The 25,887-nt window shown below is 58.7% G+C and carries 32 protein-coding genes and 1 pseudogene; 1 reads left to right on the top strand and 32 read right to left on the bottom strand.

Annotation, left to right across the window (positions count from 1 at the left end; all coding sequences use genetic code 11):
- Positions 1-179 precede the first annotated feature (179 nt).
- The 29 genes and pseudogenes from CVS29_RS06825 to rpsJ all read right to left on the bottom strand — a co-directional run bounded on the left by CVS29_RS06825 (position 180) and on the right by rpsJ (position 18,816).
- Positions 180-1,160, bottom strand: a complete 981-nt coding sequence (locus tag CVS29_RS06825; RefSeq protein WP_110105576.1) for a P1 family peptidase — start codon at positions 1,158-1,160, stop codon at positions 180-182.
- Between the two features lie 160 nt (positions 1,161-1,320).
- On the bottom strand, positions 1,321-2,679 hold the full coding sequence (locus CVS29_RS06820; protein ID WP_110105575.1) for an ABC transporter substrate-binding protein: 1,359 nt from the start codon (positions 2,677-2,679) through the stop codon (positions 1,321-1,323).
- A 52-nt stretch (positions 2,680-2,731) separates the two neighbouring features.
- A complete protein-coding gene (locus CVS29_RS06815) occupies positions 2,732-3,595 on the bottom strand; it encodes a carbohydrate ABC transporter permease (RefSeq protein WP_245932095.1) in 864 nt (287 codons plus the stop codon).
- Positions 3,592-4,554, bottom strand: a complete 963-nt coding sequence (locus CVS29_RS06810; RefSeq protein WP_179442477.1) for a carbohydrate ABC transporter permease — start codon at positions 4,552-4,554, stop codon at positions 3,592-3,594. The genes CVS29_RS06815 and CVS29_RS06810 overlap by 4 nt, the downstream gene beginning before the upstream one ends.
- A complete protein-coding gene (locus CVS29_RS06805; protein WP_110105574.1) occupies positions 4,555-5,286 on the bottom strand; it encodes a glycerophosphodiester phosphodiesterase in 732 nt (243 codons plus the stop codon).
- 269 nt (positions 5,287-5,555) lie between these two features.
- Positions 5,556-6,392, bottom strand: coding sequence for a type I methionyl aminopeptidase (map, locus tag CVS29_RS06800; RefSeq protein ID WP_110105573.1), 837 nt, complete (start codon positions 6,390-6,392; stop codon positions 5,556-5,558).
- Positions 6,393-6,505: 113 nt separating this feature from the next.
- Positions 6,506-7,090: an adenylate kinase gene (locus tag CVS29_RS06795; RefSeq protein ID WP_110105572.1), complete on the bottom strand. Its 585-nt coding sequence runs from the start codon at positions 7,088-7,090 to the stop codon at positions 6,506-6,508.
- Positions 7,087-8,412, bottom strand: coding sequence for a preprotein translocase subunit SecY (gene secY, locus CVS29_RS06790; RefSeq protein ID WP_110105571.1), 1,326 nt, complete (start codon positions 8,410-8,412; stop codon positions 7,087-7,089). The genes CVS29_RS06795 and secY overlap by 4 nt, the downstream gene beginning before the upstream one ends.
- A 220-nt stretch (positions 8,413-8,632) precedes the next feature.
- Complete coding sequence (gene rplO, locus CVS29_RS06785) at positions 8,633-9,112, bottom strand: 50S ribosomal protein L15 (RefSeq protein WP_110105570.1); 480 nt, start codon at positions 9,110-9,112, stop codon at positions 8,633-8,635.
- A gap of 2 nt (positions 9,113-9,114) precedes the next feature.
- On the bottom strand, positions 9,115-9,327 hold the full coding sequence (gene rpmD, locus CVS29_RS06780; protein WP_110105569.1) for a 50S ribosomal protein L30: 213 nt from the start codon (positions 9,325-9,327) through the stop codon (positions 9,115-9,117).
- Positions 9,327-10,034, bottom strand: coding sequence for a 30S ribosomal protein S5 (gene rpsE, locus CVS29_RS06775; RefSeq protein WP_110105568.1), 708 nt, complete (start codon positions 10,032-10,034; stop codon positions 9,327-9,329). Before rpsE ends, rpmD begins: the two co-directional genes overlap by 1 nt.
- A complete protein-coding gene (gene rplR / locus CVS29_RS06770) occupies positions 10,031-10,402 on the bottom strand; it encodes a 50S ribosomal protein L18 (protein ID WP_110105567.1) in 372 nt (123 codons plus the stop codon). The genes rpsE and rplR overlap by 4 nt, the downstream gene beginning before the upstream one ends.
- Positions 10,403-10,404: 2 nt before the next feature.
- Entirely contained in the window at positions 10,405-10,941 is a 537-nt protein-coding gene (gene rplF, locus CVS29_RS06765; RefSeq protein WP_110105566.1) for a 50S ribosomal protein L6, read from the bottom strand.
- A gap of 23 nt (positions 10,942-10,964) precedes the next feature.
- Positions 10,965-11,363, bottom strand: a complete 399-nt coding sequence (gene rpsH / locus CVS29_RS06760; RefSeq protein ID WP_110105565.1) for a 30S ribosomal protein S8 — start codon at positions 11,361-11,363, stop codon at positions 10,965-10,967.
- Between the two features lie 103 nt (positions 11,364-11,466).
- Complete coding sequence (gene rplE, locus CVS29_RS06755) at positions 11,467-12,051, bottom strand: 50S ribosomal protein L5 (RefSeq protein ID WP_110105564.1); 585 nt, start codon at positions 12,049-12,051, stop codon at positions 11,467-11,469.
- Positions 12,048-12,410 (bottom strand): 50S ribosomal protein L24, encoded by a 363-nt coding sequence (rplX, locus tag CVS29_RS06750; RefSeq protein WP_110105563.1) that lies wholly within the window; start codon positions 12,408-12,410, stop codon positions 12,048-12,050. Before rplX ends, rplE begins: the two co-directional genes overlap by 4 nt.
- Positions 12,411-12,413: 3 nt before the next feature.
- Positions 12,414-12,782 (bottom strand): 50S ribosomal protein L14, encoded by a 369-nt coding sequence (gene rplN, locus CVS29_RS06745; protein ID WP_062286641.1) that lies wholly within the window; start codon positions 12,780-12,782, stop codon positions 12,414-12,416.
- A 461-nt stretch (positions 12,783-13,243) separates the two neighbouring features.
- Positions 13,244-13,474 carry a 30S ribosomal protein S17 gene (gene rpsQ, locus CVS29_RS06740; protein ID WP_082369419.1) on the bottom strand — a complete coding sequence of 77 codons (231 nt, stop codon included), beginning with the start codon at positions 13,472-13,474 and terminating at the stop codon, positions 13,244-13,246.
- A gap of 62 nt (positions 13,475-13,536) precedes the next feature.
- Positions 13,537-13,860, bottom strand: coding sequence for a 50S ribosomal protein L29 (gene rpmC, locus CVS29_RS06735; RefSeq protein WP_110105562.1), 324 nt, complete (start codon positions 13,858-13,860; stop codon positions 13,537-13,539).
- A 2-nt stretch (positions 13,861-13,862) separates the two neighbouring features.
- Complete coding sequence (gene rplP / locus CVS29_RS06730) at positions 13,863-14,279, bottom strand: 50S ribosomal protein L16 (protein WP_038464683.1); 417 nt, start codon at positions 14,277-14,279, stop codon at positions 13,863-13,865.
- Positions 14,280-15,128, bottom strand: coding sequence for a 30S ribosomal protein S3 (gene rpsC / locus CVS29_RS06725; protein WP_110105561.1), 849 nt, complete (start codon positions 15,126-15,128; stop codon positions 14,280-14,282). It abuts the gene before it with no gap.
- Positions 15,129-15,494 carry a 50S ribosomal protein L22 gene (gene rplV, locus CVS29_RS06720; RefSeq protein WP_110105560.1) on the bottom strand — a complete coding sequence of 122 codons (366 nt, stop codon included), beginning with the start codon at positions 15,492-15,494 and terminating at the stop codon, positions 15,129-15,131. It lies immediately after the preceding gene.
- A 38-nt stretch (positions 15,495-15,532) separates the two neighbouring features.
- Positions 15,533-15,814 (bottom strand): 30S ribosomal protein S19, encoded by a 282-nt coding sequence (gene rpsS, locus CVS29_RS06715; protein ID WP_110105559.1) that lies wholly within the window; start codon positions 15,812-15,814, stop codon positions 15,533-15,535.
- A 12-nt stretch (positions 15,815-15,826) separates the two neighbouring features.
- Positions 15,827-16,666 (bottom strand): 50S ribosomal protein L2, encoded by an 840-nt coding sequence (rplB, locus tag CVS29_RS06710; RefSeq protein ID WP_110105558.1) that lies wholly within the window; start codon positions 16,664-16,666, stop codon positions 15,827-15,829.
- A 30-nt stretch (positions 16,667-16,696) separates the two neighbouring features.
- Positions 16,697-17,002, bottom strand: coding sequence for a 50S ribosomal protein L23 (rplW, locus tag CVS29_RS06705; protein WP_038464693.1), 306 nt, complete (start codon positions 17,000-17,002; stop codon positions 16,697-16,699).
- A complete protein-coding gene (locus CVS29_RS19355; protein WP_440148882.1) occupies positions 16,999-17,163 on the bottom strand; it encodes a sunset domain-containing protein in 165 nt (54 codons plus the stop codon). Before CVS29_RS19355 ends, rplW begins: the two co-directional genes overlap by 4 nt.
- Before the next feature lie 6 nt (positions 17,164-17,169).
- Positions 17,170-17,835, bottom strand: a pseudogene (gene rplD / locus CVS29_RS06700) (50S ribosomal protein L4); the annotation flags it as partial.
- 4 nt (positions 17,836-17,839) lie between these two features.
- Positions 17,840-18,490 (bottom strand): 50S ribosomal protein L3, encoded by a 651-nt coding sequence (gene rplC / locus CVS29_RS06695; protein ID WP_110105556.1) that lies wholly within the window; start codon positions 18,488-18,490, stop codon positions 17,840-17,842.
- Positions 18,491-18,507: 17 nt separating this feature from the next.
- The gene (rpsJ, locus tag CVS29_RS06690; RefSeq protein ID WP_038464699.1) at positions 18,508-18,816 is read right to left on the bottom strand and encodes a 30S ribosomal protein S10; all 309 of its coding nucleotides are present in this window, start codon (positions 18,814-18,816) and stop codon (positions 18,508-18,510) included.
- A 417-nt stretch (positions 18,817-19,233) separates the two neighbouring features.
- Here rpsJ and CVS29_RS06685 point away from each other — a divergent pair, with 417 nt between their 5' ends.
- The gene (locus CVS29_RS06685) at positions 19,234-20,523 is read left to right on the top strand and encodes an MFS transporter (RefSeq protein ID WP_245932094.1); all 1,290 of its coding nucleotides are present in this window, start codon (positions 19,234-19,236) and stop codon (positions 20,521-20,523) included.
- Between the two features lie 37 nt (positions 20,524-20,560).
- Here CVS29_RS06685 and CVS29_RS06680 read toward each other — a convergent pair whose 3' ends face one another.
- The 3 genes from CVS29_RS06680 to CVS29_RS06670 all read right to left on the bottom strand — a co-directional run bounded on the left by CVS29_RS06680 (position 20,561) and on the right by CVS29_RS06670 (position 25,748).
- Positions 20,561-24,883, bottom strand: a complete 4,323-nt coding sequence (locus tag CVS29_RS06680) for a hypothetical protein (protein ID WP_110105555.1) — start codon at positions 24,881-24,883, stop codon at positions 20,561-20,563.
- A gap of 92 nt (positions 24,884-24,975) precedes the next feature.
- Complete coding sequence (locus CVS29_RS06675; protein ID WP_110105554.1) at positions 24,976-25,449, bottom strand: SRPBCC family protein; 474 nt, start codon at positions 25,447-25,449, stop codon at positions 24,976-24,978.
- Positions 25,450-25,529: 80 nt separating this feature from the next.
- Complete coding sequence (locus tag CVS29_RS06670) at positions 25,530-25,748, bottom strand: hypothetical protein (RefSeq protein WP_110105553.1); 219 nt, start codon at positions 25,746-25,748, stop codon at positions 25,530-25,532.
- Positions 25,749-25,887 lie beyond the last annotated feature (139 nt).

Here is a 25,887-nt window from a genome sequence, read left to right as displayed (position 1 = left end):
CGGCTTGTGCAGCTCCTGGAAGGAACTGAGTCAGTCCGGCGTTCGATTTGCTACTGATTTATTGTTTGCCTGCAATTACTCAGCGACGCTTTGGCATAACACCTGCGTTTGCTGGGCGCCCCACAATAGAGCAGGCACAGACAACCAACAACCTACTCTAGTGCATAGTGCCAATTAAGTTAAATTGAGCCCTGTGGCGTCCCGTCAGGGAACCGTGGCAGGATCCCCCACGGGGTTTGAACGGCCTCGGCTTGGGCCACACCATCCAAAATGGCCAGGCGCACGGCCTCAGCCGCGGCACTTTGGAGTTCAATGAGCGGTGCAAGGGGGAATGCCGGATGCGGCGCCAAAACATCCACACAGGTTGCCAGCGTGAAGATGGTGTCGCCGTCAGCCAGCGTGTGCACGGGATTAAGCGCCCGGGCCATGCCGGCGTGGGCTGCGGTGGCAGTGCGTTTGGCCTGCGCCGCCGTGAGAGTGGCGTTGGTGGCAACAACTGCCAACGTGGTATTCAGCCCCTCCTCCGCCGGCACGCTTTGTGCACCCGGCACCCAGGGGATGCCTGCGGCGTTGACCACGGCAAGGGCACCCACCACAATGTGGGCATTCTCACCCGTCAGCCTGATGGCGGCTGTGCCCAGCCCACCCTTATATTTTCCTGCCCCAATGGCTGCCCCGGTTCCGGCACCCACGTTCCCGCGGACGACGTCGGCCCCTTCCGTTGAGCTTGCCGCGTCCAGTGCCGCCTCATACCCCATGGCGGCGTTGGGCCGGGCAGAAAAATCGCCTCCGCGTCCCAGATCGAAGATGGCTGCGGCAGGGACAATGGGCACCACTCCCCCTGGTACCGCGAACCCCCTGCCATTTTCCTCACACCACTGCTGCACTCCCCCAGCGGCTGCGAGTCCGTAGGCGCTGCCACCTGTCAGCGCCACCGCATCCACCGTAGCGACCATGGTGGTGGGATCCAGCGCATCCGTCTCGTGGGTGCCGGGGCCGCCGCCACGGACATCCACCGAACCGATGGTGCCCGGGGGTGGTAAAACTACGCTCACCCCCGTCAACCAGCCGTCGGTGCGCCGCTGGGCCTGCCCCACCCTGATGCCTGGCACATCAGTGATGGTGCTCTGCCGTGACGGCTTTTTCTTGTCCTGTGACATCAGCTGGACTCCTTTGTTGTGCCGGGTTGCCTGCCACGATTATGCCGTGCACCCGGATCTGCCACCAGTGCACCGCAGCCTGATGCTCCACAAAAAGCGCCCAGCCCCGCGTACCCACTGTTCTCCAACAGTGGGTACGCGGGGCCGGGCACGGAAGGGCTCAGTCCTTCAACTTCGGCTGAACAGTCTTGGTGTAGATGCTCTCCAGTTTTTCTTGAAGTTCACCCAGGCTTGTGGCGACATCGGCTTTCTCATTCATGATTTTCGCGGCTGCGTTTGCCATTTCCAGGTCCGCACCGGGGAGGAATACGCGGGCGTAGTCTTGGCTTCGTGTGACCTTTAGTTGGTCAAGTGCGAGCTGTATTTGGGGAGTGGTGGCCAGTACGGCAGTCATGTCTGCATCATCGCGAACCGGCATGTAGCCTGTTGCTGCGGAGAACCGTGCAGTGTTTGCCGCGTTGGTGATGAAGGAGACAAACTTTGCTGCCGCCAGCTGCCGTTCGGGGGACGTCTTTGCCGCAATAACCAGCCCTGCCCCGCCTGTGGGGCAGACTGGCGAGGCGGAGACGCTGCCCCCTGGCAGGAAGCCAACACCAATGTTCATTTTCGCTGTTTTGGCGGCTTCGAGTGTTCCCACCAAGTCCCCTGTGGAACTCACGGTGGCACTGACAGCTCCGGCACTCATGTCTGAGACGGCATCTTTTGAGGAGACACCTGCCCACTTGTCTTTGGTGATGCTCTCCTGTACCCAGGTCATGGCTTTGATGGAGGCCTCTGAATTCGCTGTGATTTCCCACTCCTTGGACCATCCCCCGCCCTGGCCCCACAGTACGTTCTGCAACGTCCATCCCGCATATCCGGCTAGTGCCGGATATTGGTAGGCATGCTGGTAGCCCTTGTTGCCCGCATTGGCAGCCTGGATCTTTGGCGCCCACAGTGCAAATTCTTCCCACGTGGCAGGAGCCCTATCAGGCAGTCCCGCCGCCGCGAAGTGGTCCTTGTTGTAGTAGAACAAGGGTGTGGAGCGAGCGTAAGGGACGGCCCAATGCTTGTCCGTGTACTTGTAATCGCCAAAGAGCGTCGCGTTGAACCCCGCACTCTTGTCCCCCACCACAGCCAGAAGCTCATCCAGTGGCATGACAGTTTCTGCCAAGGCGTACCGGAACCACCACACATCTGAGGCCACCACAACATCGGGCACATTGTTCCCGGCCTGGGAGGTCTGGAACTTCTGTGCAACCTCTTCGTAGTTGGCCCCTCCGGTGATCAACTCAACTTTGATGCCGGGGTTGGCCGCTTCAAAGTCCGCGATCAGTGCCGCTTCAATATCGGCTGACTTCCCCGGGTGGCTGGACATGAACGTGATCTTGGCTGCCGGTGTCACCTTGGCCCAGTCAGTATTCATGGCGGCCGGTACATTGCCGCCCGTGCTAGGTCCTCCACACGCGGCCAGTGCAACTGAGCCCAGACCCAGCCCTGTGACGGTGAGGAAATTTCTGCGATTAATGATCCGTGACATAGTGAATTTCTCTTTCTTTCCTGAACAACTTGTGGAAGGGGAAACTTTTTTCTTACCCGGTGACGGAACCTTGGGTCAGTCCGTCAACGATGAAGCGCTGGAGTGCAGCGAAGATGAGCAAAATGGGCACAATGACTATCACGGCACCGGCCATGAGCACACCCCAGGCTTGAGCTGTGGAGTCGCTATTGGCGAGCAGCGTCAAGCCAACAGGAAGTGTCATCATTTCCGGTTTGTCGGTAACGATGAGCGGCCAAATGTAGTCATTCCACTCACCCACGATTGTCACCAGCGCCACAGTTGCGATGCTGGGCCCGGAAATCGGAACCACTATCTGAAACAACCTGCGCAGGTGTCCAGCTCCGTCAATCTCGCTCGCTTCCAGAATGGACGGCGGCAGTGAGAGAAAATGTTGGCGCAGGAGAAAGGTGCCGAAGGCAGTCCCTAGTCCCGGCAGGATGATGCCCCAGTACGTGTTCAAGCCATCCAGGCCCGCGATGAAGATGTAGTTGGGCAGCACAGAAACTTGGGGCGGGACCATCAGTGCCACCAAGATGGCCAGAAAGATTGCTCTCTTGAAGGGAAAACGGACAAAGACCAAGGCGTAGGCTGTCAGGATTGCCAAAGCACACTTGATACTTGAGCCGATCACCGTGACAACCACACTGTTAATGAAGAACCGCACAAAAGGCACGGTCGTGGCGGCCTGGGCGTAGTTCTCAAGCGTGGTATTCCGTGGCAGCACAGAAAGCTGCGTGGTGACAATCTCGCCGGGACCTTTCAAGGAAGAAAGAACCATCCAGAGCAAGGGCGCCACAACCACAAACGTGGCCAGTACCAGCGGTAGGTAGCCCGTGGCGATGGTCCGCGCCAGGTTGGCTTTAGAGAAGGCATGGGGCAGGGTTGTGGTGCTCACGCGTAATGTACCTTCCGTTCGACGAACCGCAATTGCAATCCCGTCATGATCAGCAACAGCACGAACAGCACTACCGAGATGGCCGCTGAATAGCCTGCCCTGTTGTATGCGCCAAACGCCTGCAGGTACGCCTCAAAGATGAGCGTTCCCGTGCCATTTCCTGTGGGTGTCATGATTTTGATGATGTCGAAGGCCTGGAGGGAACTGAGTGTGCTCGTGATCAGCAGGAAGAACGTTGTTGGCGAGAGCAAGGGCAGCACCACGAAGTAGAAGCGTCTCAGGGGACCCGCACCATCGAGTGTGGCGGCTTCCATGACGTCGTGCGGCAGTGACTGCAAGCCAGCCAAGTAGACGATCGCGCAGTAGCCCAGGTTCTTCCACACGAACACAAGGATCACCATCACCAGTGCCAGGGCGGGATCGTTGATCCATTGTGGGCTGGCCAGCCCCACTCCTCTCAGTACCCAGGAGAGGACCCCGTAGACGGGATCAAAGATAAACAGCCACACCATGCCCACGCCAACTCCGGACAGCACATAAGGGGCAAACACCGCTGACCTGGCTAGTGTGCGCCCTGGAATCTGTTGATTCAGAGCAACAGCCACCAGCAAGCCCAGAACCATGGCGCCCCCAACGGTGGCCACGGTGAAGACCGCAGTTGTTCCAAGTACCGAACCGGCATCACCGGAGTGGAAGAATTCCACATAGTTCCCCCAGCCAACCACCGTGGCGTCAACAGAGCCCAGTGTCCAGTCCAGCGTGGAGTAATAGATATTGCTCAGTAGCGGTCGGTAGGTGAACAGTGCAATCAGGAGCAGGTTCGGCAGTGCCAGGGTGAGGAACACCAGAGCCTCTTGGCGCGCCCGTGGGGAGAAGGTTTTGCGCCCCGGAACCGGAAGCCGGACATCGGCGGCCACTGGGTTAGCCGTGTCGGCTGCAACCGCTTCTAAAACGGCCATCTATTCCACCTGCCGGGCGTGCGTGGGAACGGAGCAGAGCGCAGTGCGAATCAGTTCCGGATCATCGGTGCAGAGGGCGTCTACACCCATGTTCGCCAGCTCGTGTGCCCTGTCCGTGTCATTGACCGTCCACGCCCAGACTTTCAGTCCGCTGGCGTGGATCATGTCTATGGTGGTGTGGTCCAGAAGCCCCTCCCACACCGAAACCCCTGTGCTTTTATGCAGAAGTGCAAAGTCTATGGATTCTTGGAGGTCTCCCCCACCGTCAGCATTCATTTCCCAACCAAAAGTGGCTGGCTGGCAATCACTGCCAGGGGCAAGCTCACACATTTGCGTCAGTGCGGTGAACTGCATTGATGAACAAAACCAGTCAAGGCCAGGATGCTCGGCTATGACGCCGAGCACTGCGGCCACGGAAGTGTCATCTTTAAGCTCGATGTTGACCCGTACCTTGCCAGCTGCCATGCCCAGCACTTGGTCCAGCGTTGGCACAAACTGTCCATGACCAGCATCCAGCAAACCAAGCTGGACCGCCGTGAATTCACTGATTCTGCCGGTGCCGTTTGTGGTGCGGTCCACAGTTTCATCGTGGATCACCACGGGGACTTTCTCTGCTGAGAGGTGGACGTCAAGCTCAATGCCGTCAACACCTAAGTCAATGGCTCGAGAGAATGCCGCCAGCGTGTTCTCCGGCAGATGCGCTGAAACCCCGCGGTGGGCATAAATGCGCATATACACGTTCCCCTCATTAGTCTTCCCGTGGTCAAACTCTCCCGCCTGATGGCGGGGTTCCGCACGGGTGCAATGACCAAGTTACGCATGGTGTTGACACATCCGGTGAGCACCAGATGGATACAAGGGAAACTACGCTTAAACAGTTGTGCCCCTGCCCTGACGAATTTGCGTCAAGGCAGGGGCACGGCGAGCGTTGGGAGGAGTTGGGTGGGCCCCCAGCTCCGAGGGACCCGAGGCGAGCTTGCGAGCGTTGGGAGGAGTCGGGGTCAGTCCAGCGCTACCGGGGTGACTCCCCAGCGCGCAAGTCGCTGTGCACCGCCGTCGGCCGCGGTGAGAACCCAAATGCCCTTGGCATGAATGGCTACTGAGTGCTCCCAGTGCGCGGCACGGGCCTTGTCAGTTGTTACAACAGTCCAGTCATCTTCCAAAGTAACGGTTTCTAATCCGCCACGGACCAGCATCGGCTCGAGTGCCAGGCACATGCCCGCCTTGAGCTTGGGACCGCGGTGCTTTGAGGAGTAGTTCAGGACATCCGGGGCCATGTGCATGGCAGAACCAATACCGTGGCCCACATAGTCCTCTAGAATCCCCAGTTCCACGCCGGGCTGGGACACCACGAACTCGTCAATTGCGTCACCGATATCACCCACATACTTCCCTGTTGCCATGGCGGCAATACCGCACCACATGCTCTCCTCGGTGATGTCACTGAGCCGGCGATCGGCAGGATCTTCGGCAGTGGGGCCGCCAACAATGGTGGTCCTGGCCGAATCTGAATGCCAGCCCTCCACAATGGCGCCACCATCGATGGAGATCAGGTCACCGGCTTCCAGGACGCGGTTACCGGGGATGCCGTGTACCACCTCGTCGTTGACTGAGGTGCAGATGCTAGCCGGGAAGTCATGGTAGCCCAGGAAATTGGAGGTGGCCCCGGCCTTCTTCAATTCAGCGGCGAAGATGGCGTCCAGTTCACCCGTGGTCACACCCGGTGCCACGGCACCAATGGTGGTGTTCAGAGCTGCGTCCAGGATCAGCCCGCTGCGGTGCATGATGCGCATCTGGTCAATGGTCTTGTATTCAATTCTTTGCTGGCCAAACGCCATGAAAGAAGCCTTTCGATAAGAAAATAAATGAGGGCTCCTCCCCATAGTGCGGGAAGGAGCCCTCCGTCACAACCCCCGGCCTTGCGGCAAAGGCTGTCAATACTTAGGTGTTACTAGGCGGCTTCGCCCTTGACCTTGTTGATAGCGTCCATGATACGAGCCGTCACATCATCCATCTCGCCTAAACCGTCAACCTTGGCCAGAATGCCTCGCTCCGCATAGCGGGACACTACAACCTCTGTCTGCTCACGGTAAAGATCCAAGCGGTGACGGATAACAGCTTCAGTGTCATCGCTGCGCCCTGTTTCCACGGCGCGGCCTAACAGGCGCTTGACGAGTTCCTCGTCGTCGGCCGTCAATTGCACAACAACATCCAAGCTAGCCTCGGCAGCGCCCAGAATGTCATCCAGCTCGTCTACCTGGGGAGAGGTCCTCGGGTAGCCGTCCAAGAGGAAGCCTTCCGCAACGTCACTCTGCGCAAGCCGGTCACGAACCATCCGGTTGGTGACGCTGTCCGGGACAAAGTCACCATTGTCCATGTACTTCTTGGCCTCAATACCAAGGGGTGTTTCACCCTTGACGTTGGCGCGGAAAATATCACCAGTGGAAATCGCAACAATGCCGAGTACCCCGCAAATGCGATCAGCTTGTGTGCCTTTGCCAGAACCGGGAGGTCCAATAATCAGCATTCTTGTCATCGCAATAGCCCTTCGTAGTGGCGTTGTTGGAGTTGCGCATCAATCTGCTTCACAGTCTCCAAGCCAACACCAACCACAATGAGAATCGAGGTGCCGCCGAATGGGAAGTTCTGGTTTGCCCCCACCATGACCAAAGCGATCAGCGGGATCAGGGCCACAATACCCAGGTACATGGAGCCCGGGAGTGTGATGCGCGAAATAACGTACTGCAAGTAATCCTGTGTGGGGCGCCCCGCACGGATACCGGGAATGAATCCGCCATACTTCTTCATGTTGTCAGAGACTTCTTCAGGATCGAAGGTAATAGCCACGTAGAAGTAAGTGAACCCAATTGTCAGAAGGAAGTACATCAACATGTAGACCGGGTGGTCTCCTCTGGTGAGGTAATTGTTGATCCACTCAATCCAAGCCGGCGTATCAGTGCTGTTGGCCGGTGTGGCAAACTGCGCAATCAGGGACGGCAGGTACAGCATCGACGAGGCGAAGATAACCGGGATAACACCGGCCATGTTGACCTTGATCGGGATGTAGGTGCTAGTGCCACCCATGGTACGGCGGCCAACCATACGCTTGGCGTACTGCACGGGGATACGGCGCTGGGACTGCTCAACAAACACAACCAGTGCAACAACGAGAAGACCCACAACCATGACGGTCAAGAAGGTGCCCCAGCCCTGAGTCTTCAAGATGGCACCCAATGAGGTGGGGAACATGGCAGCAATGGCAACGAAGATCAACAGGGACATGCCGTTGCCGACGCCCTTTTCGGTGACGAGCTCGCCCATCCACATGATCAAGCCTGAACCGGCCGTCAAGGTGATGATGAGCAGCAGAATCGTGATCAGGCTGTCATTGGGGATCAACGCACCGGGCGTGCCTGCAGCGCCGCAACCAGCGAAGAGCTGGCCAGAGCGGGCAAGAGTGACCAAGGTGGTGGCGTTGAGCAAACCAAGGGCAATGGTCAGATAGCGCGTGTACTGCGTGAGCTGACCCTGTCCCTGAGCACCTTCTTGGTGCAGTTCCTGGAAACGGGGGATCACTACGCGAAGAAGTTGAACGATGATGCTGGCCGTAATGTACGGCATGATTCCCAAAGCAAAAATGGAAACCTGAAGCAAGGCGCCGCCGCTGAACAAGTTCACAAGCTGGTAGATGCCCTGGCTCGTGTCAGCAGCATTCACGCACTGTTGGACGTTTCGGTAATCAATTCCGGGCGAGGGGATAAAAGCGCCCAAGCGGAAGATGGCAAGAATTCCCAGCGTGAACAACAACTTGCGTCGCAGATCAGGCGTGCGAAAGGCGCGGCCAAATGCGGTAAGCAAGCGTCCTCCTGACGTGTAGTGATGAATGTGGCCTCGTAGCTGAAGCCCAAGGAAAGAGTCTAGTGGGTGATCTGGCACGCACTGTAACTGTGACGGCAAATCTACCCATGTCGCGGACAGAACTAACCCGCACGCACTTAAACGAAAGACCCTTGGTGAGCGGAACATGAGCCCCGCCCACCAAGAGTCTAATCGCTAGATGTGCGCATTTGTGAACTTTTTACAGTTCAGTGGTGGTTCCACCTGCAGCAGTGATCTTCTCGATTGCGCTTGTGGAGAATGCGTGAGCGGAGATATCAACCTTGACGGTGATGTCACCGGTGCCCAGCACCTTCACGGGCTGGTTCTTGCGAACGGCACCCTTCTCAACGAGTGTCTCGACGGTGACAACGCCACCTTCGGGGAAGAGCTCGTTCAGCTTCTCCAGGTTTACAACCTGGAACTCGACGCGGAACGGGTTCTTGAAGCCACGCAGCTTGGGCAGACGCATGTGCAGCGGCAGCTGGCCGCCAGCAAAGCCGGCCTTGATCTGGTAGCGGGCCTTTGTACCCTTGGTACCACGGCCTGCGGTCTTACCCTTGGATCCTTCACCACGGCCAACACGGGTTTTAACCGTCTTGGCGCCGGGTGCGGGACGCAGGTGGTGGACCTTCAGTGCGTTCTGCTTTTCAACAGTCTCAGCAGTGTTCTTCTCAGCCACTTTTACTTCGCCTCCTCAACCTTGACAAGGTGCGGAACCGTGTTGATCATGCCAGCGGTCACTGCGTCAGCCGTACGAACGACAGAGTCGCCGATGTGCTTGAGGCCCAGTGAACGAAGGCAATCCTTCTGGTTCTGCTTGACGCCGATGACGCCCCTGATCTGAGTGATTTCCAGCTTCTTCTCAGAAGGCTGAATGTTCTTAGGTGTAGTCATTACAGACCCGCCTTTTGCATATTGCGCAACAGCACAGCCGGAGCAACTTCATCCAAAGGCAAGCCACGGCGAGCCGCAACTGCCTTGGGGTCTTCCAGGGACTTCAAAGCAGCAACAGTTGCGTGAACAATGTTGATGGCATTGGAGGAACCCAGTGACTTGGACAGAACATCGTGGATGCCTACGCATTCCAGGATGGCGCGAACCGGACCACCGGCAATAACACCGGTACCAGCTGCAGCCGGACGCAACATGACGACGCCGGCAGCGGCTTCACCCTGTACGCGGTGGGGAATGGTCTTGCCAACCATGGGTACGCGGAAGAAGGACTTCTTGGCTTCTTCAACACCCTTGGCAATAGCGGCAGGAACTTCCTTAGCCTTACCGTAGCCAACACCGATCATGCCGTTACCGTCACCGACGATCACGAGAGCGGTGAAGCTGAAGCGACGGCCACCCTTGACAACCTTGGCAACACGGTTGATGTTGACAACGCGCTCGATGAACTGGCTCTTTTCAGCCTCACGTCCACCATCGCGACCACGGCCACGGCCACCGTCGCGACCGCCTTCGCGGCCTCCACGAGCACCGTCGCGACCGCCACGGCCACGGGCGCTGTCTGCGCCTGCGGCTGTCTCAGTCTTCGCGGCACCGTCAGCTGCAGTAGCTTCTGACACAGTGTTCTCCTTGTTAATGTTTTCGGTCACAGTGCCAGCCCGCCTTCACGTGCGCCGTCAGCAATAGCTGCGACACGGCCGTGGTAGCGGTTACCGCCGCGGTCGAAGACAACAGCTTCGATGCCAGCAGCCTTGGCGCGCTCTGCAATAAGCTCGCCAATGCGCTTAGCCTTGGCGGTCTTGTCACCGTCAAATGCGCGCAGGTCTGCTTCCAGTGTCGAAGCCGACACCAGGGTCAGGCCCTGGGTGTCGTCGATGACCTGAACGAATACGTGGCGTGCTGAACGGTTAACTACCAGACGCGGACGTACGGTGGTGCCGCTGACGCGCTTACGTACACGCAGGTGGCGACGGCCGCGTGCTGCGGCCTTGGACTTTCCTCTTACGGATAGTGCCATGGTTACTTACCAGCCTTTCCGACCTTGCGGCGGATGATTTCGCCGGCGTAGCGTACGCCCTTACCCTTGTACGGGTCGGGCTTGCGCAGCTTGCGGATGTTGGCAGCAACTTCGCCCACCTGCTGCTTGTCAATGCCTGACACGGAGAGCTTAGTGGGGCTCTCAACTGCCAGTGTGATGCCAACGGGTGCCTCAATGACAACCGGGTGGCTAAAGCCCAGAGCGAACTCAAGGTTATTGCCCTTGGCAACTACGCGGTAACCGGTACCAACAATTTCCAGCTTCTTCTCGTAGCCTGCAGTGACACCAATGATCAGGTTGTCAATGAGGGTCCGAGAGAGGCCGTGGAGTGCACGTGAATCGCGCTCGTCGTTGGGGCGGCTAACGGTGATGGTGTTCTCTTCGAGAGCAACCGTGATGGGGCTTGCAACAGTTAGCTGCAGTGCTCCCTTCGGGCCTTTAACGGAGACCAGGTTATCTTCAACCTTGACCTCTACGCCGGCAGGCACGGAGATGGGGAGACGTCCAATACGTGACATAAGTTCTTTCCCTTCTCTCTCTACTACCAGACGTAGGCGAGGACTTCCCCACCCACGCCCTTCTTGGCAGCCTGACGGTCGGTCAGCAGACCTGACGATGTCGACAAAATGGCGACACCCAGCCCACCCAAAACGTTGGGGAGGTTGGTGGACTTTGCGTAAACGCGCAGTCCGGGCTTGGAGATGCGGCGCAGGCCAGCGATTGAACGCTCGCGGCTGGGACCGTACTTCAAGTCGATGGTCAGCTTCTTGCCAACTTCGGCGTCTTCAACCTTCCACGCAGTAATGTAACCCTGCGCCTTGAGGATGTCGGCGATGTGGCCTTTAAGCTTGCTAAACGGCATGGACACGGTATCGTGGTGTGCCGAGTTTGCGTTGCGCAGACGCGTAAGCATGTCTGCGACAGGATCTGTCATTGTCATTTGGGCGCTTGCCCTTCCTCGTAACGGTTTCCTTCGCGATTCACTGGCGTTATGAAATCAGATTCCATGGCACCGGCGCCGCCGAACGGACCTTTTACGTAGATTATTTATCTTCGGATTTGAACGGGAAGCCGAGTGCTTTGAGCAGTGCACGGCCTTCGTCATCTGTCTTGGCTGTGGTGACGACTGTGATGTCCATACCGCGGGGGCGGTCAATGGAATCCTGGTCGATCTCGTGGAACATAACCTGCTCGGTCAAACCGAAGGTGTAGTTGCCGTTGCCGTCAAACTGCTTGCCACTGAGGCCGCGGAAGTCGCGGATACGGGGCAGTGCAAGAGTGACCAAACGGTCCAGGAATTCCCACATACGGTCTCCACGCAGAGTTGCGTGGCAACCAATCGGCATGCCTTCGCGCAGCTTGAACTGAGCGATTGACTTGCGCGCCTTGGAAACCTGGGGCTTCTGGCCGGTGATGGCGGTGAGGTCACGAACGGCGTGGTCAATGAGCTTGGAGTCCTTAGCGGCATCTCCAACACCCATGTTGACAACAACCTTGACCAGGCGCGGAACCTGGTTAACGTTCGAGTAGGTGAATTCCTCGATCAGGGCCGGCTTGATTTCCGCTGCGTAGCGGCTCTTCAAGCGAGGTGTGATCTTAGGTGTGTTCTCTGCTACTGCGGCGCTCATGGCAGATCCTTCCCTGAGGCCTTGGCAACGCGGATGCGTACTTCACGCTTGCGGCCATCGCGCTCAACGATTTCGGTGCGGTAGCCAACGCGAGTCGGCTTCTTCGTGGACGGGTCCACGAGTGCAACGTTGGAGATATGAATAGGTGCCTCGACGATTTCGATGCCACCAGTGTTGGTGCCACGTTCCGTCTGACCGGCTTTGGTGTGCTTCGTAACGCGGTTTACGCCCTCAACCAACACGCGGTTGGTTTCGGTGTATACCTTCAGGACCTTGCCCTGCTTGTTACGATCGCCGCCACGCTCAGCCTTGGCGCCTGTGATGACCTGAACCAGGTCACCCTTCTTGATCTTTGCCATAAGTTACAGCACCTCCGGAGCCAACGAGATGATCTTCATGAATTTCTTGTCACGAAGTTCACGGCCAACCGGGCCGAAGATACGGGTACCGCGGGGGTCCCCGTCAGCCTTGAGAATGACAGCTGCATTCTCATCGAACTTGATGTAGGAACCATCCGCACGGCGGCGTTCCTTCTTGGTACGAACGATGACAGCCTTGACGACGTCACCCTTCTTTACGTTTCCGCCGGGAATTGCATCCTTGACGGTGGCGACAATGGTGTCACCGATGCCTGCGTAGCGGCGCCCAGATCCACCGAGAACGCGGATGGTCAAGATTTCCTTGGCCCCCGTGTTGTCGGCGACCTTAAGCCGCGACTCCTGCTGAATCACTAGTATCTCCTGTTCGTCGCGCTGGTTCTTGGCCATAAACCATCTATGGATAAGCCTTGCGGAACGTATTGGTCGGGATGTCTCTGAACGTGCCTGGATTTTGCCAAAACACGCCTAAACACTTCATGCCAACTCCACTTTCCGTCCCGGTGAATTGCATGAAAATTCACGCACCGGATGGCAGTTTGTAGTGGCACGAGGCATTTACGAGGTAAATGCGCACCTATCTGTCTCAACCGAAAACGGCGGCACAGAAAAGGCGCAGCAATAAATAATCCTAGCACGACGGCGGAACCTCACGGTACGCTGGCAGCTCGCCAAAAGCGTTACCTCCCCCACATCTGCCGTACAGGTCCGCAGGCGTACGGGACGAGCTTGTACTTTAAACAATGTTGGGCCCGTTGCCACAAGTGGCAACGGGCCCAACATTTAGTAATCAATCAACACAAGTGTTGAAAGGTTTACTTAGCCTTCTCGACGATCTCAACTAGGCGGAAACGCTTGGTTGCAGACAGCGGTCGGGTTTCGCTGATAATAACGAGGTCGCCGATGCCGGCGCTGTTCTCTTCATCATGAGCCTTGATCTTCTTGTTGCGGCGCAGAACCTTGCCGTAAAGCGCATGCTTTACACGGTCTTCGACCTCAACAACGATGGTCTTATCCATCTTGTCGGAGACAACGTAACCGCGCATCTTCTTGCGCTCGTTACGAACTGGCGTCTCAACGCCATTGTCAGTGTTGTTTACAGAATCGCTCACTTGGCGTCCTCCTCAGTCTTTTCAGCCTTCTTGGAGGCCTTCTTGGCGTCCTTGTCAGCCTTCTTGGAGGCCTTCTCCACGGGTGCAGCGGCAACCACGTCCGGGCGTATGCCCAGCTCGCGCTCACGCAGCACTGTGTAGATGCGGGCGATGTCACGCTTTACAACGCGCAAACGACCGTGGCTTTCCAGCTGACCGGTGGCCGACTGGAAGCGCAGGTTGAACAGTTCTTCCTTAGCCTTACGGAGTTCTTCGACAAGACGTGCATTGTCAAACCCGTCAAGCTGTGCAGGGGCAAGTTCCTTGGAACCAATTGACATCTCTACTCACCACCTTCGCGACGCACAATGCGTGCTTTCAACGGCAGCTTGTGGATTGCCAGGCGCAATGCCTCGCGTGCTACCTCTTCTGATACACCGGACAGTTCAAAAAGAACACGGCCGGGCTTGACGTTTGCGATCCACCACTCGGGTGAACCCTTACCGGAACCCATGCGGGTTTCAGCAGGCTTCTTCGTCAACGGACGGTCAGGGTAGATGTTGATCCACACTTTACCGCCACGCTTGATGTGACGAGTCATGGCGATACGAGCGGACTCGATCTGACGGTTGGTTACATATGCCGGGGAGAGAGCCTGAATGCCCCACTCACCGAATGAAACCGTGGTGCCGCCAGTAGCCTGACCCGAACGACCGGGGTGGTGCTGCTTACGATGCTTTACGCGACGTGGGATAAGCATTTACGCCTCTCCTCCTTCTACTACCGGAGCTGCAACCTCTGCAGCTACAGGAGCCTCAACCGCGGCAGCTGCCTCGGTGCGCTCAGGACGGTCGTTACGACGACGGTCGCCACCGGCGCGGGGACCGCGGGCTCCGCGGTCATCGCCGTCACGACGCGGGCCACGGCCACGAGCAGGAGCAGCAGCTGCCTGAGCAGCCAGTTCCTTGGACGTGACATCGCCCTTGTAGATCCAGACCTTGACACCAATACGGCCGAACACGGTCTTGGCTTCGAAGAAGCCGTAATCGATGTTGGCACGCAGGGTGTGCAGGGGCACACGACCTTCGCGGTAGAACTCGGTGCGTGACATTTCAGCGCCACCCAAGCGACCAGCACAAGCGACACGGATGCCCTTGACACTGCCGGTGCGCTGAGCGGACTGCATGGCCTTCTTCATCGCGCGGCGGAACGCCACACGGCTAGTCAGCTGCTCTGCGATGCCCTGGGCAACGAGCTGAGCATCAGCTTCCGGGTTCTTGACTTCCAAGATGTTCAGCTGAACCTGCTTGCCGGTGAGCTTTTCGAGCTCGCCGCGGATGCGGTCTGCTTCTGCTCCACGACGACCGATGACGATACCGGGGCGTGCGGTGTGGATATCCACACGTACACGGTCACGGGTTCGCTCAATCTCAACCTTGGAAATACCGGCGCGGTCCATGCCCGTGGACATGAGTGCGCGGATCTGGATGTCTTCTTTTACGAAGTCCTTGTAACGCTGGCCGGGCTTGTTACTGTCCGCGAACCAATGTGAACGGTGGTCCGTGGTGATCCCGAGACGGAAACCGTGCGGGTTTACTTTCTGTCCCACTTAGCGAGCCTCCTCTTTCTCGGGGGTAGCAACAACCACTGTGACGTGGCTGGTGCGCTTCTTGATCTGGAATGCACGGCCCTGTGCACGCGGCTGGAACCGCTTCATGGTGGGGCCATCATCAACGAAGATTTCGCGGATGTACAGATCATTTTCGTTGAACGCGATGCTGTCGCGATCTGCCAGAACGCGGGCGTTAGCCACTGCGGACTGGACTACCTTGAATACCGGTTCCGAAGCTGCCTGGGGGGCAAACTTCAAAATCGCCAATGCCTCATTCGCCTGCTTGCCACGAATCAGGTTGACGACGCGCCGGGCCTTCATAGGCGTTACGCGCAGATGACGCGCACTTGCCTTGGCTTCCATTGCTATCTCTCTCTCGTCTTAGCCGTATTGACAAGCGCCTAGCGGCGCTTGCCCTTACGGTCGTCCTTGACATGGCCGCGGAATGTCCGCGTGGCGGCGAATTCGCCGAGCTTGTGCCCGACCATCGACTCAGTAACAAACACGGGGATGTGCTTGCGACCGTCATGCACGGCGATCGTGTGACCCAACATATCGGGCACGATCATCGAGCGGCGGGACCAGGTCTTAATTACGTTCTTGGTACCCTTTTCGTTCTCCCGAGCTACCTTAACAAAGAGGTGCTGGTCAACGAAGGGACCCTTCTTCAGGCTACGTGGCATGTCTCCAGGCTCCTATCGCTTGTTCTTGCCAGTACGGCGGCGACGAACAATCAGCTTGTCGCTCTCTTTGTTGGGACGGCGGGTACGGCCTTCGCGCTTACCGTTCGGGTTGACCGGGTGACGTCCACCGGAGGTCTTACCTTCACCACCACCATGAGGGTGATCGACGGGGTTCATGACAACACCGCGGACGGTCGGGCGTACGCCCTTCCAGCGCATACGGCCAGCCTTACCCCAGTTGATGTTGGACTGCTCAGCGTTTCCAACTTCGCCGATGGTCGCGCGGCAGCGCGCATCAACGTTGCGGATTTCGCCGGAGGGCAGACGCAGCTGGGCGAACTTGCCTTCCTTGGCGACGAGCTGAACCGAGGCACCAGCTGAACGAGCCATCTTGGCTCCTCCTCCGGGACGCAGCTCCACAGCGTGGATAACAGTACCCACGGGGATGTTGCGCATCGGAAGGTTGTTGCCAGGCTTGATATCAGCAGCCGCACCGGCTTCTACGAAGTCGCCCTGGCTGAGCTTGTTCGGGGCGATGATGTAACGCTTGGTTCCATCAACGTAGTGCAGGAGCGCAATGCGTGCGGTGCGGTTGGGATCGTATTCGATCTCAGCAACGCGTGCGTTTACGCCGTCCTTATCGTGACGACGGAAGTCAATCAGGCGGTACTGGCGCTTGTGGCCACCACCCTTGTGACGAGTCGTGATGCGACCGGTGTTGTTACGGCCACCCTTTTTGGGCAGTGGACGGACCAGAGACTTCTCCGGCGTCGACCGCGTGATTTCTGTGAAGTCGGCAACGCTCGAGCCACGACGGCCCGGGGTTGTCGGCTTGTACTTACGGATTCCCATAGTTTATTTCCTCGTTAAAGTGGTCTCCGCTTATGAAAGCGGACCGCCGAAGATGTCAATCGTGCCCTCGCGGAGGGAGACAATGGCGCGCTTGGTGTTCTTGCGCTGTCCCCATCCGAACTTGGTGCGCTTACGCTTACCGGCCCGGTTGATGGTGTTGATCGAGTCGACCTTGACGGAGAAAATTTTCTCCACGGCCAGCTTGATCTCGGTCTTGTTTGAGCGGGGGTCAACCAGGAAGGTGTACTTACCTTCGTCGATCAAGCCATAGCTCTTTTCCGAAACGACAGGTGCAAGCACTACGTCGCGCGGATCCTTGATGGTAACGGCGCTCACTTGCCGTCCTCCTTAATGGTCTGGGCAGCTTCGCCGCCGGCCGGAACAAAGCCTGCGGCCTTGGCGTCCTCAGCTGTTGCAAACCAAACTTCAGCCTCAGTGGCGTCGTACCAGCGTGAACCAGGCACGTGGTACTTCATGGAGTCCTTGTTGCCCTTGATGGTGCCTTCGGCGTCATCTTCGGCGTCAACAGAAACCAGGTCTTCAACCAGCAGCATGCTTGAAGCAAAAGCTTCTGAAGCAGCGCGACCGGAGACGAAAACGTCGTAAGCAGCCTGTGTGAAGACAATGTCATCAGAGACAAGCACGTCGTAAGTGTTGAGCTGGTCAACGTACAAAACGTGCAGGTTGGTGATGTTGCGTACGCTCAATGCGGCAACGTCGTTGGCGCGCTCAATCACTACGAGCAAGTTCTTGCGCGTGGTGACGGATGCCAGCGTGGCCATTGCAACCTTGGTGGACGGCTTGGAGCCGGAAACCAATTCCGCAATAACGTGGATACGGCCGTTGCGTGCGCGGTCAGAGAGTGCGCCGCGCAAAGCTGCAGCCTTCATCTTCTTGGGCGTACGCTGGCTGTAATCGCGAGGAGTGGGACCGTGGACAACGCCACCGCCGGTCATGTGAGGGGCGCGGATTGAACCCTGACGGGCACGGCCGGTACCCTTCTGTGCGAACGGCTTGCGGCCAGCACCGGATACTTCGGCGCGGGTCTTGGTCTTGTGCGTACCCTGACGGGCAGCGGCAAGCTGAGCTACGACAACCTGGTGCAGCAAGGGCACGTTGGTCTGAACGTCGAAGATCTCTGCAGGCAGGTCAACTTTAACAGTAGCCATTTACTTATGCTCCCTTCACGGCGGTGCGTACGAATACGACCTGGCCGCGGGCGCCGGGGACAGCACCCTTGATCAGCAGCAGCGACTTCTCGGCGTCAACACCGTGAACCGTCAGGTTCATGGTGGTTACGCGCTCGGCACCCATACGGCCTGCCATGCGCATACCCTTGAAAACGCGGCCAGGGGTGGACGCGCCACCGATGGAACCGGGCTTACGGTGGTTCTTGTGAGCACCGTGTGATGCCGGGGCGCCGTGGAAGCCGTGACGCTTCATGACACCGGCGAAACCCTTACCCTTTGAAGTACCGACGACGTCGACCTTCTGGCCGGCTTCGAAGATCTCAACGGAGAGCTCCTGGCCGAGGGTGTAGGTGTCGGCGTCTGCAGTGCGCAGTTCAACGACGTGGCGGCGAGGGGTAACGCCAGCCTTTGCAAAGTGACCAGCCAGGGGCTTGGTAACCTTGCGGGGATCGATCTGGCCGTAGCCGATCTGGATCGCTACGTAGCCATCAACCTCTGCGTTGCGCAGCTGGGTGATGACGTTGGAGTCGGCCTGGACAACAGTTACGGGAACAAGCAAGTTGTTCTCATCCCAGACCTGGGTCATGCCGAGCTTCGTGCCCAGGATGCCCTTAGTGTTTCGGGTCGCGGTCATAGTTTCTCAGCACCTCCCTACAGTTTGATTTCGATGTTCACGTCGGCCGGCAGGTCGAGACGCATGAGCGAATCTACAGCCTTAGGCGTGGGATCAATGATGTCGATAAGACGCTTGTGCGTGCGCATTTCAAAGTGCTCACGGCTGTCCTTGTACTTGTGAGGTGAACGAATTACGCAGTAAATGTTCTTCTCTGTGGGCAGCGGCACGGGGCCTACTACCGTTGCGCCTGCGCGCGTGACCGTCTCAACGATCTTCCGAGCTGAAACATCAATGACCTCGTGGTCATATGACTTCAGCCGGATGCGGATTTTTTGTCCCGCCATGGCGTCGTGACTCTCTTTCCTGTAACGAAGCAACCTGTAGAAGCGATGCTGTTGACGTAAACGCTGTTTACTTTTCCTGTTCAAATGTGGCATTCACAGCCACGCTCCCAACGAACTGAATCCGGATAAATCCGGGTTCCTCAATCCGTTGGAGCTCCGACCCCCGCGGTCGGGCGTGTCGCGAATAATTCGCGCACGTACCCACACCTTTTATGCGGAGGGCTTGTCATATGTGGGCTTTAGCTTGGACCCTGCGACGAGCATTATCTCGACCGGGACACGAAAAAGCACTTGAACAACTCAATAAGTATGCCGGATTATGGCGCTGAACGCCAATTGGGCCAACGCCGCGGCCAACAGCCGCACCTCTATCCTTTCCGTCTTTTCGGGCCTTGACGGCCATGAGATGCTTCAATCGTGAGCAAAGTCACCGATAGTTCCGGGGTGCCTACTCCCCCGGGCGGACTCTCCGTTTCAGAGATTCCCACCCGTCGCGTGGGCGGAAAGTGGATTTTTCTCTTCGCCCTGAGCTGGTTCGGGGTTTGGATTGCCCAATTGACACCGGTCCAACTACTGCTGCCACTCCAGGTTGAGAAGTACCTCAACGCCACGGACTGGGTGGCCAACGTCCTGGGGTTTGGTCTGATCTCCGGCGTTGCCGGCGCCTTTGCGCTCATTGCCTATCCGCTCACCGGCGCACTTTCTGACCGCACCACGTCCCGCTTCGGCCGGCGCCGCCCATGGATAGCCCTGGGAACACTGGGCTTTGCCGTATCCCTGGTGCTCCTGGGCTGGCAGACCTCGTTCCTTTCGATCGGGATCTGCTGGGTTGGGGCAAGCATCTTCTTCTGTGTCCTGACGGCCGCACTGACGGCTGCCATCTCTGATCAGGTGCCAGTGAATCAGCGGGGATACGTCTCAGGCTGGATCTCTGCACCGCAGGCCATTGGCATCATTGCCGGGCTGGTGCTGGTCATGGTCTTGGCGCTGAGTACCTTTGGCGGTTACGCCCTCATGGCGGGCCTGTTGGTGTGCCTCGGCTTGCCCTTCCTGCTGTTAATGCCCGACGCCGTCCTGCCGCCGGGGATTGTGCCGCCACTGACGCTGAGCTCACTCATGGGCGGTCTGTGGATCAGTCCACGTAAACATCCGGACTTCGGCTGGACCCTGTTGAGCCGCATCTTGGTGAACCTGGGCAACGCCTTTGGCACCAGCTTGCTGCTGTACTTCCTCATGTACGGACTCAAGGTGGCGGATGCACAGGGCTCGCTGATTCAGCTGACCCTCGTCTACATGGTCTTCGTGATTATCGCTTCGCTATGGTTGGGCAGGCTCTCAGACAAACTGGGCCGGCGGCGGGTTTTCATCTTCGGCGCGTCCGTGCTCCAGGCGGCGGCTGCACTGATCCTGGCTTTTGTCCCGACCATGGGGGCCGCCACTGTGGGTGCCGCCCTTTTGGGCCTGGGCTACGGCTGTTTTCTGTCGGTGGATCAGGCGCTGGCCACAGAAGTACTGCCGGACCAGCTCTCCCGCGGCAAAGACCTGGGCATCATGAACATCGCACTGACAGTCCCCCAGGCGTTCGCGCCCATGTTGGGCGCCCTGTTGGTCAGCGCCGTGGGCGGCTTCACCCTGCTGTTCGTGATTTCCGGAGTCACCGCATTGGCCGGAGCATGGGCCGTGGCTCAGGTCAGGGGTGTCAAATGATCGGAGCCCTTGACAGGCTCATCAGCTCAAACGCACATCACATCTCCGGGGGGCCCTGCTGTGGCGCTGGCAGGGGCCGCGCTGGAACGGGCGGCGCTGAAGGGGGCTGCGCCGGCTGGGGCTGCGCTGGAATGGGGTGCTGGGGCTGCACCGGCTGGGGCTGCGCTGGAATGGGGTGCTGGGGCTGCACCGGCTCACCAGCGTAGGCGGATGGCCACTGATCCGGGTGCTGCTCCACGTACGGTTCCGCCATCTCCTGTGGGCCCGCGTACTGCTGGCCCATGTACTGCTGGCCCACGCCGGGCATGCCAGCAGGCCCTCCCCCATTGGGGTTCAGGGGTGCCTCCGTTTTTGCGAGGGGCTTCTTACGGTTCAGTCGCCATATGGCGAGGGCTATCAGCGCCAGTGCCAGCAGCGCCAACAGGATGTATGTGAATCCTCGCAGATACCAGATCACAGCCGTTGCCACGCCTACCGCACCCCAAATGGTGAAGATGCGTTCTTCGAGTGCCATGCCAACTGCCAACAGGGCCACGAACACCAGTAAGGAGATGACCTGCTGTAGCGTGTCACCGCTGACTATGGTCAGAAGACCGCCAAGGCTGGCCGCGACGGCCGCGACCATGAGCATGGTCTTGCCTCCCTGCAGTTCCTTGGCCCGGTAGCGAATCATGGCAAGGACGGCAAACGCCAATGCACACCACTGTACAAACCAGAACACACCTAAATCTATGTAGGTTGTGGAGGCCCAGAACCAGACCAAGGCAGAGGACAGCACAGCTGCATCCATGCCCAGTCGGCGCCGTCCAGTAGGTAGTTCAACACAGGCAAGCACGGCAACCCCGGTGAAGGCTGCTGCCCCGAGCAGAGATGTGGTCTCGTCTGTCACCGCCCAGAGGGCAAAAACTCCACCCCCACCGAGCGCCACCGCAATCAGTCCAGCCCTGTTTACCTGCGTGCTAGCGAGCAAACTCACCAAGACCATGGCCATGATGTACAGCGCTCCCAGAACAACCACGAAGCCAGCCAGCGCGGCGTATCCGGGCCGATCCACCAAATCCAATACCTGACTGCGGAACATGAACGCGGACAGGAGCACCATCAAAGATCCCGGCAGCGTCAGCCACGGCGTCTTCATGATGTGGGCGGCCACCACAAGTGCAGTACCTGCCACCAGCCACATTGCGGCAAAAATCCCGGTGGCTGCCGCGCTATCCACCACGCAGGCAGTGGCCAGGAAGCAGCCGGTGGCAATCAACCAATACCAGCGCATCTGTTCAGTTTTCGGCTCAGTGACACACCGCCAAGCAATTGCGGCCACGCACAGAGCCAGCAGAATAAGGGCAGTGGCACCAGGCCACATCAGCGGTGCCAGCAGGACCGCGCCTCCCATGAGGGCAACAATGAGCAGATAAGCGGCGCCCCGTGCCTTCAAGCTCACTTGTGCAACCACGGCTGAGCCGGCCAGGGCAAGAAGTTCCAACGCCACTACCCACCGTAGTGCGGTTCCCGGTGAATCGAAGCCGCGAGTTTGGAGCACATAGGCAACAGGCAACACCAGCAGGGCTGTCAGCAGCAACCACAAACCAGCCCGCAACAAGGCATCTTCCCCAACAGCCGTGTTGAAGCGCCCTCTGGTGTCCGCCATGGCCTGCAGTCCCAGTTGGAGCAGCAGCACCACTGTCAACACGAGAGTGATGACCACCGCATTGTCCGTCAGTTCCCTCACAACTTCGCCAACGAGCATGGTTACCGCAACCCGAGCCAGCAGGAAGTGTGATCCGCGAACCATTCTGGACCCGGCCCTGGCTGCCACAAGTGCCGAGGTAGCTGTCAGGATGCCCAGAACCATAACCGCAAGCGGGCGATCGGCCAAGGCGATCAAGGCGATCAAGGCGATAAGCCATAAGGCCACGGGTGCCGACCAGAGCACAGCGGGCATCTGTCTGCTTCGCATCGTGCCACAGGTTGCCAGCACTGCAAGCGCCGCAGTGGCCAGTACCACGGCGAGCCTGGCAGTCCACAAGCCAGGGCTCTCAGCAATGACCGCCACACCAACCAGCATCACGGCCGCAAGCAAAGTCACCAGAACATCTGCGCAGAGTCCGCTCACTGCCCGTCCGCGCACGGCAACCACTGACAGGATCAGTATCTGGGGCACCAAAGCCAGCAGCAGAAAAGTCCCAAGCCCCACAGCAGTTCCGAAGATGGTGGTTGCAGGATTGTTTTCCTGCCATAACTGGTACAGCGCTATTGCCATCAGGAGCGAAACGGCTCTGGCGCCCCACCAATAAACCCAGCGGTGCAAGGTCTTTTCTTGGCGGCGCAGCAGGAAGCCCCCCACCAGCAGATAGACCAGCGCTGCGCCCCACGCCACGCTGGCACCAGCCGCGTCAAAGACCGGTCCTGTGCCCAGCGCAACAATAAAAAGGTACGACGGCGCGATGATCTCTGCGCGCGAGAATCCTCTGGTGCGGGGCAGCTTGACGAGTGAGAATACTACCGTGGCCAGACCCATGGCGAGGGCGGAAACAAGGAACTCCCAACGCAGCAATGGCAGCGTGGTGATTCCCGGGAAGGCGGGGCTATTTTGGCCCACATAGGTGACCGATAGCAGGATCACAAGAGCTGTTCCTGCTGTTGCCCAGGCGGCCGCTGAGTAGTTGGTGACGGAATTCGCTGCACCGAACTTGGCCAACATTGCATCAGCTAGCAACTGCAGAGCGCAAATGACACCCATGGCTGCCAAGATCAGATGGACCTTACCGGGTTGCGCCGGAATGAAGTGAGCAAGGGTTGCTGCGGCCAGCGCACTCACCAGCACACGCGCAATGATGAGCATTATGTGGCCCGTGGTGGTCCCTCGTGCCGCACGGTACCGCAACAGGGAGTAGATCAACCCAATGGACAGAAGCACCATCGCGTCCGCTGCGGACAGGAACAGCCAGCACAGCAAGGTCGCTGTCGCTGCCGGTAACGGCAGCCACTCCCCCTTCGGCAGGAAGATGGGCACCACTGCCATGGTTGCCACAAGTCCGACTGCGAGCCCCAGCGCGGCGAATGGCCATTGGCCGGCAGTGGTACTCCAGGGTGCAGCCAGCCCAGCCGTCCATGCGGCCGAGCTCACCGCCAGAACTACGGCGCTGGTGAGCACATCCCCGTCCACCCAGGCGCCGCGTCCCAAGTAGGCCGTGAGGCGGTTTCGGCTATAAGCAATGGTCAAAATCTGAACCGCCAGCACCACGGTGAAAGACGCGGCTGCCCAAACAAATTCCGGTTGGATGAGCCACCCAATGAAGGGCGCTGCCAAGGTCGCGGACAGCCTCAGGCCCAAGTAGTTCCACCGGCGCAGCGCAGGGGTGGCGACTACACACATGACCGCATAGAAGATAACCCCGGCAACCAGGACAAGCGTGTGATCAAAAGCGTTCAAGGCCAGCGAAAAGATGAGCGAACCAAGCAAACCTGCGGGGGCAAACCAAGGGCCGAGATCTGAGAGCGGTTTGGCATACAAGCCAGGCTCGGAGCCCCTGTTCTGCAACAGGTACCCGGCAAGGGACAGCAGTGCAGAAAAGACAATGAGTGCCGCGAAATACCAGGCCAAGGCTGCCCCGAGTACGGCCACGGAAGACCATGCGGTGGAGAGCAGGAAGGCGAGGGAAAGGTACACCACCAACCGGCTTTGCAGGCGCACAGCAGCCACAGCGTAGGCCACGGTTCCGATGAGGGAGGTCGCCAACCACACTGCGGGCCCATCCGGGAATCCCAAGTTGTACGTAGCCAGACCTGCGAAGGGGATGATCGCCAACGCCGTGCCGGCAAACGCCACGGCAGCAGGCTTGAGACGGGGCACTTTGGCGTGCAGTAGTAAACCAGCGCCATAGAAAAGTATTGTGGCGAACCAAACCCCCACCAACCGCACTGGCACCGGCTGGCTGCTGCCAACAAACAAGGCAGCTGCAGCCACCATCAGCAAACTGGCAACGTACAAGGTGATGTTGATGTTCTGAACTTCGCGCTTGCGCTTGCGCTCCGCGGCTACTGCCGGGTCCTGGACAACGGGTTTGGCTACCTGCTGCAGTGGTGGCAGCGACCGTGGCACCGTGCGTGGCATGACATTAGGTGGTGGCAAGTTATTAGGTGGTGGCATGGCATTGCGCGGAGGCAGGGGGGCCGCCGTGGTGTTCACAGGGGGCATGAGCACTGGCGCCGAAGCGGGACCGGACGGCCCAGCCTGGGCAGCAACCGCATCGCGCCAACCGGCCAGATGCCCCTCCAAGTATCCGCGACCATAGGCTTCCTGCACGACGGATAGAACCGACGGCGGCACCTTACCTTCTGGCTCCTGCTGCTGATGCATACTGCTCCCTCGTGGCTGTGAGCTCCCATCCTAAATCAAGAACAAGGCACTAACAGCACTTAATACATCAAGTGGACATAACGGCCCGTGCTCTAAATCTTCTTCAGTTCGGCAATAAGTTCAGCATTACCGCATGCCGCTGCGAAGGCAGTGATCCGCCGTTCAATTTCCCGGCCCAACAACCACACTCCCACAGGATGAGTCAACCATCGCAGCCACCTTGGCTTGCAGGAAAAGGTGTACTTCCAAACCAGCCTGGTTCCGCCGTCGCACTCGCTAAAGCGCCAGCCGCCACCAAATTGGGCGAAGAACCACGGGCCGGATACCATCTTCATGCCGACGTTCCGCCCGGGGACGTAAGAGACATATTCGCTGACCATGAGCAGGCCCATCCGTGACCTGGTCCGGGTGCGCACCCCCTTGCCGGCCTTGGTGGCACCATCTTGAAAATGTTGTGAATGAATAAACGGATCCCATTTCAGCCGGAAATCACCTGTGGTTTGAGACAATTCGAAGGCGCTGGCGGGATCCAGCAGCACCGTACGTTCGGCAACTACTTGCGGCATGGGCTTACTCTTCCTGAAGTGCGGAGAACGTCATCGCGGAGGGGTGCTGCCGTCCCGTTTCAGCGGGCCCCCAGCACGGATTAGGCCCATTGTTCCACCAATGGCCGGTCCATGCGCCAAGGCAGGAACTTCGCGACCAATTTCCACTTCGCGCCCAGGTTCGACGCCGGATTCTCGCCCACAAAGGCCAACTCCACCTTCCACGGGTGCATGCGGCCGTCGGAAAACCCTCCACTAGCCCGTTCACAGGTGACAATGCCGTGCTTTTTTGTGGCGATGCCTTGCTTGCTCATAGCCATTGGGCCAGCCTATAGTCCTATCAGCTGGCTACCATGGGGAATACTCCCCATCGAAAGTTCCACCGCTGGCCTCTACGCTGGGCTGAAGAACACATGGCTATTGGCCATATCCCCTCCATGCATCCATTGAACGGACAGC

The sequence above is a fragment of the Arthrobacter psychrochitiniphilus genome (assembly GCF_003185915.1).
Taxonomy (GTDB): domain Bacteria; phylum Actinomycetota; class Actinomycetes; order Actinomycetales; family Micrococcaceae; genus Specibacter; species Specibacter psychrochitiniphilus.
Note: the sequence above shows the minus strand (reverse complement) of the source record. Positions and strands in the feature narration are given on the sequence as shown.

Excerpts from the sequence above, each read along its gene's own strand:
- CVS29_RS06825 (WP_110105576.1), bottom strand. The coding sequence starts at position 1,160 with ATGTCACAGGACAAGAAAAAGCCGTCACGGCAGAGCACCATCACTGAT.
- CVS29_RS06820 (WP_110105575.1), bottom strand. The coding sequence starts at position 2,679 with ATGTCACGGATCATTAATCGCAGAAATTTCCTCACCGTCACAGGGCTG.
- CVS29_RS06810 (WP_179442477.1), bottom strand. The coding sequence starts at position 4,554 with ATGGCCGTTTTAGAAGCGGTTGCAGCCGACACGGCTAACCCAGTGGCC.
- CVS29_RS06805 (WP_110105574.1), bottom strand. The coding sequence starts at position 5,286 with ATGCGCATTTATGCCCACCGCGGGGTTTCAGCGCATCTGCCGGAGAAC.
- map (WP_110105573.1), bottom strand. The coding sequence starts at position 6,392 with ATGGCGTTTGGCCAGCAAAGAATTGAATACAAGACCATTGACCAGATG.
- CVS29_RS06795 (WP_110105572.1), bottom strand. The coding sequence starts at position 7,090 with ATGACAAGAATGCTGATTATTGGACCTCCCGGTTCTGGCAAAGGCACA.
- rpmD (WP_110105569.1), bottom strand. The coding sequence starts at position 9,327 with ATGACTACACCTAAGAACATTCAGCCTTCTGAGAAGAAGCTGGAAATC.
- rplR (WP_110105567.1), bottom strand. The coding sequence starts at position 10,402 with ATGGCACTATCCGTAAGAGGAAAGTCCAAGGCCGCAGCACGCGGCCGT.
- rplF (WP_110105566.1), bottom strand. The coding sequence starts at position 10,941 with ATGTCACGTATTGGACGTCTCCCCATCTCCGTGCCTGCCGGCGTAGAG.
- rpsH (WP_110105565.1), bottom strand. The coding sequence starts at position 11,363 with ATGACAATGACAGATCCTGTCGCAGACATGCTTACGCGTCTGCGCAAC.
- rplE (WP_110105564.1), bottom strand. The coding sequence starts at position 12,051 with ATGAGCGCCGCAGTAGCAGAGAACACACCTAAGATCACACCTCGCTTG.
- rplX (WP_110105563.1), bottom strand. The coding sequence starts at position 12,410 with ATGGCAAAGATCAAGAAGGGTGACCTGGTTCAGGTCATCACAGGCGCC.
- rpsQ (WP_082369419.1), bottom strand. The coding sequence starts at position 13,474 with ATGCGCGGTTACGTTGTCTCCGACAAGATGGATAAGACCATCGTTGTT.
- rpmC (WP_110105562.1), bottom strand. The coding sequence starts at position 13,860 with ATGTCAATTGGTTCCAAGGAACTTGCCCCTGCACAGCTTGACGGGTTT.
- rplP (WP_038464683.1), bottom strand. The coding sequence starts at position 14,279 with ATGCTTATCCCACGTCGCGTAAAGCATCGTAAGCAGCACCACCCCGGT.
- rplV (WP_110105560.1), bottom strand. The coding sequence starts at position 15,494 with ATGGAAGCCAAGGCAAGTGCGCGTCATCTGCGCGTAACGCCTATGAAG.
- rpsS (WP_110105559.1), bottom strand. The coding sequence starts at position 15,814 with ATGCCACGTAGCCTGAAGAAGGGTCCCTTCGTTGACCAGCACCTCTTT.
- rplB (WP_110105558.1), bottom strand. The coding sequence starts at position 16,666 with ATGGGAATCCGTAAGTACAAGCCGACAACCCCGGGCCGTCGTGGCTCG.
- rplC (WP_110105556.1), bottom strand. The coding sequence starts at position 18,490 with ATGACCGCGACCCGAAACACTAAGGGCATCCTGGGCACGAAGCTCGGC.
- rpsJ (WP_038464699.1), bottom strand. The coding sequence starts at position 18,816 with ATGGCGGGACAAAAAATCCGCATCCGGCTGAAGTCATATGACCACGAG.
- CVS29_RS06680 (WP_110105555.1), bottom strand. The coding sequence starts at position 24,883 with ATGCATCAGCAGCAGGAGCCAGAAGGTAAGGTGCCGCCGTCGGTTCTA.
- CVS29_RS06675 (WP_110105554.1), bottom strand. The coding sequence starts at position 25,449 with ATGCCGCAAGTAGTTGCCGAACGTACGGTGCTGCTGGATCCCGCCAGC.
- CVS29_RS06670 (WP_110105553.1), bottom strand. The coding sequence starts at position 25,748 with ATGGCTATGAGCAAGCAAGGCATCGCCACAAAAAAGCACGGCATTGTC.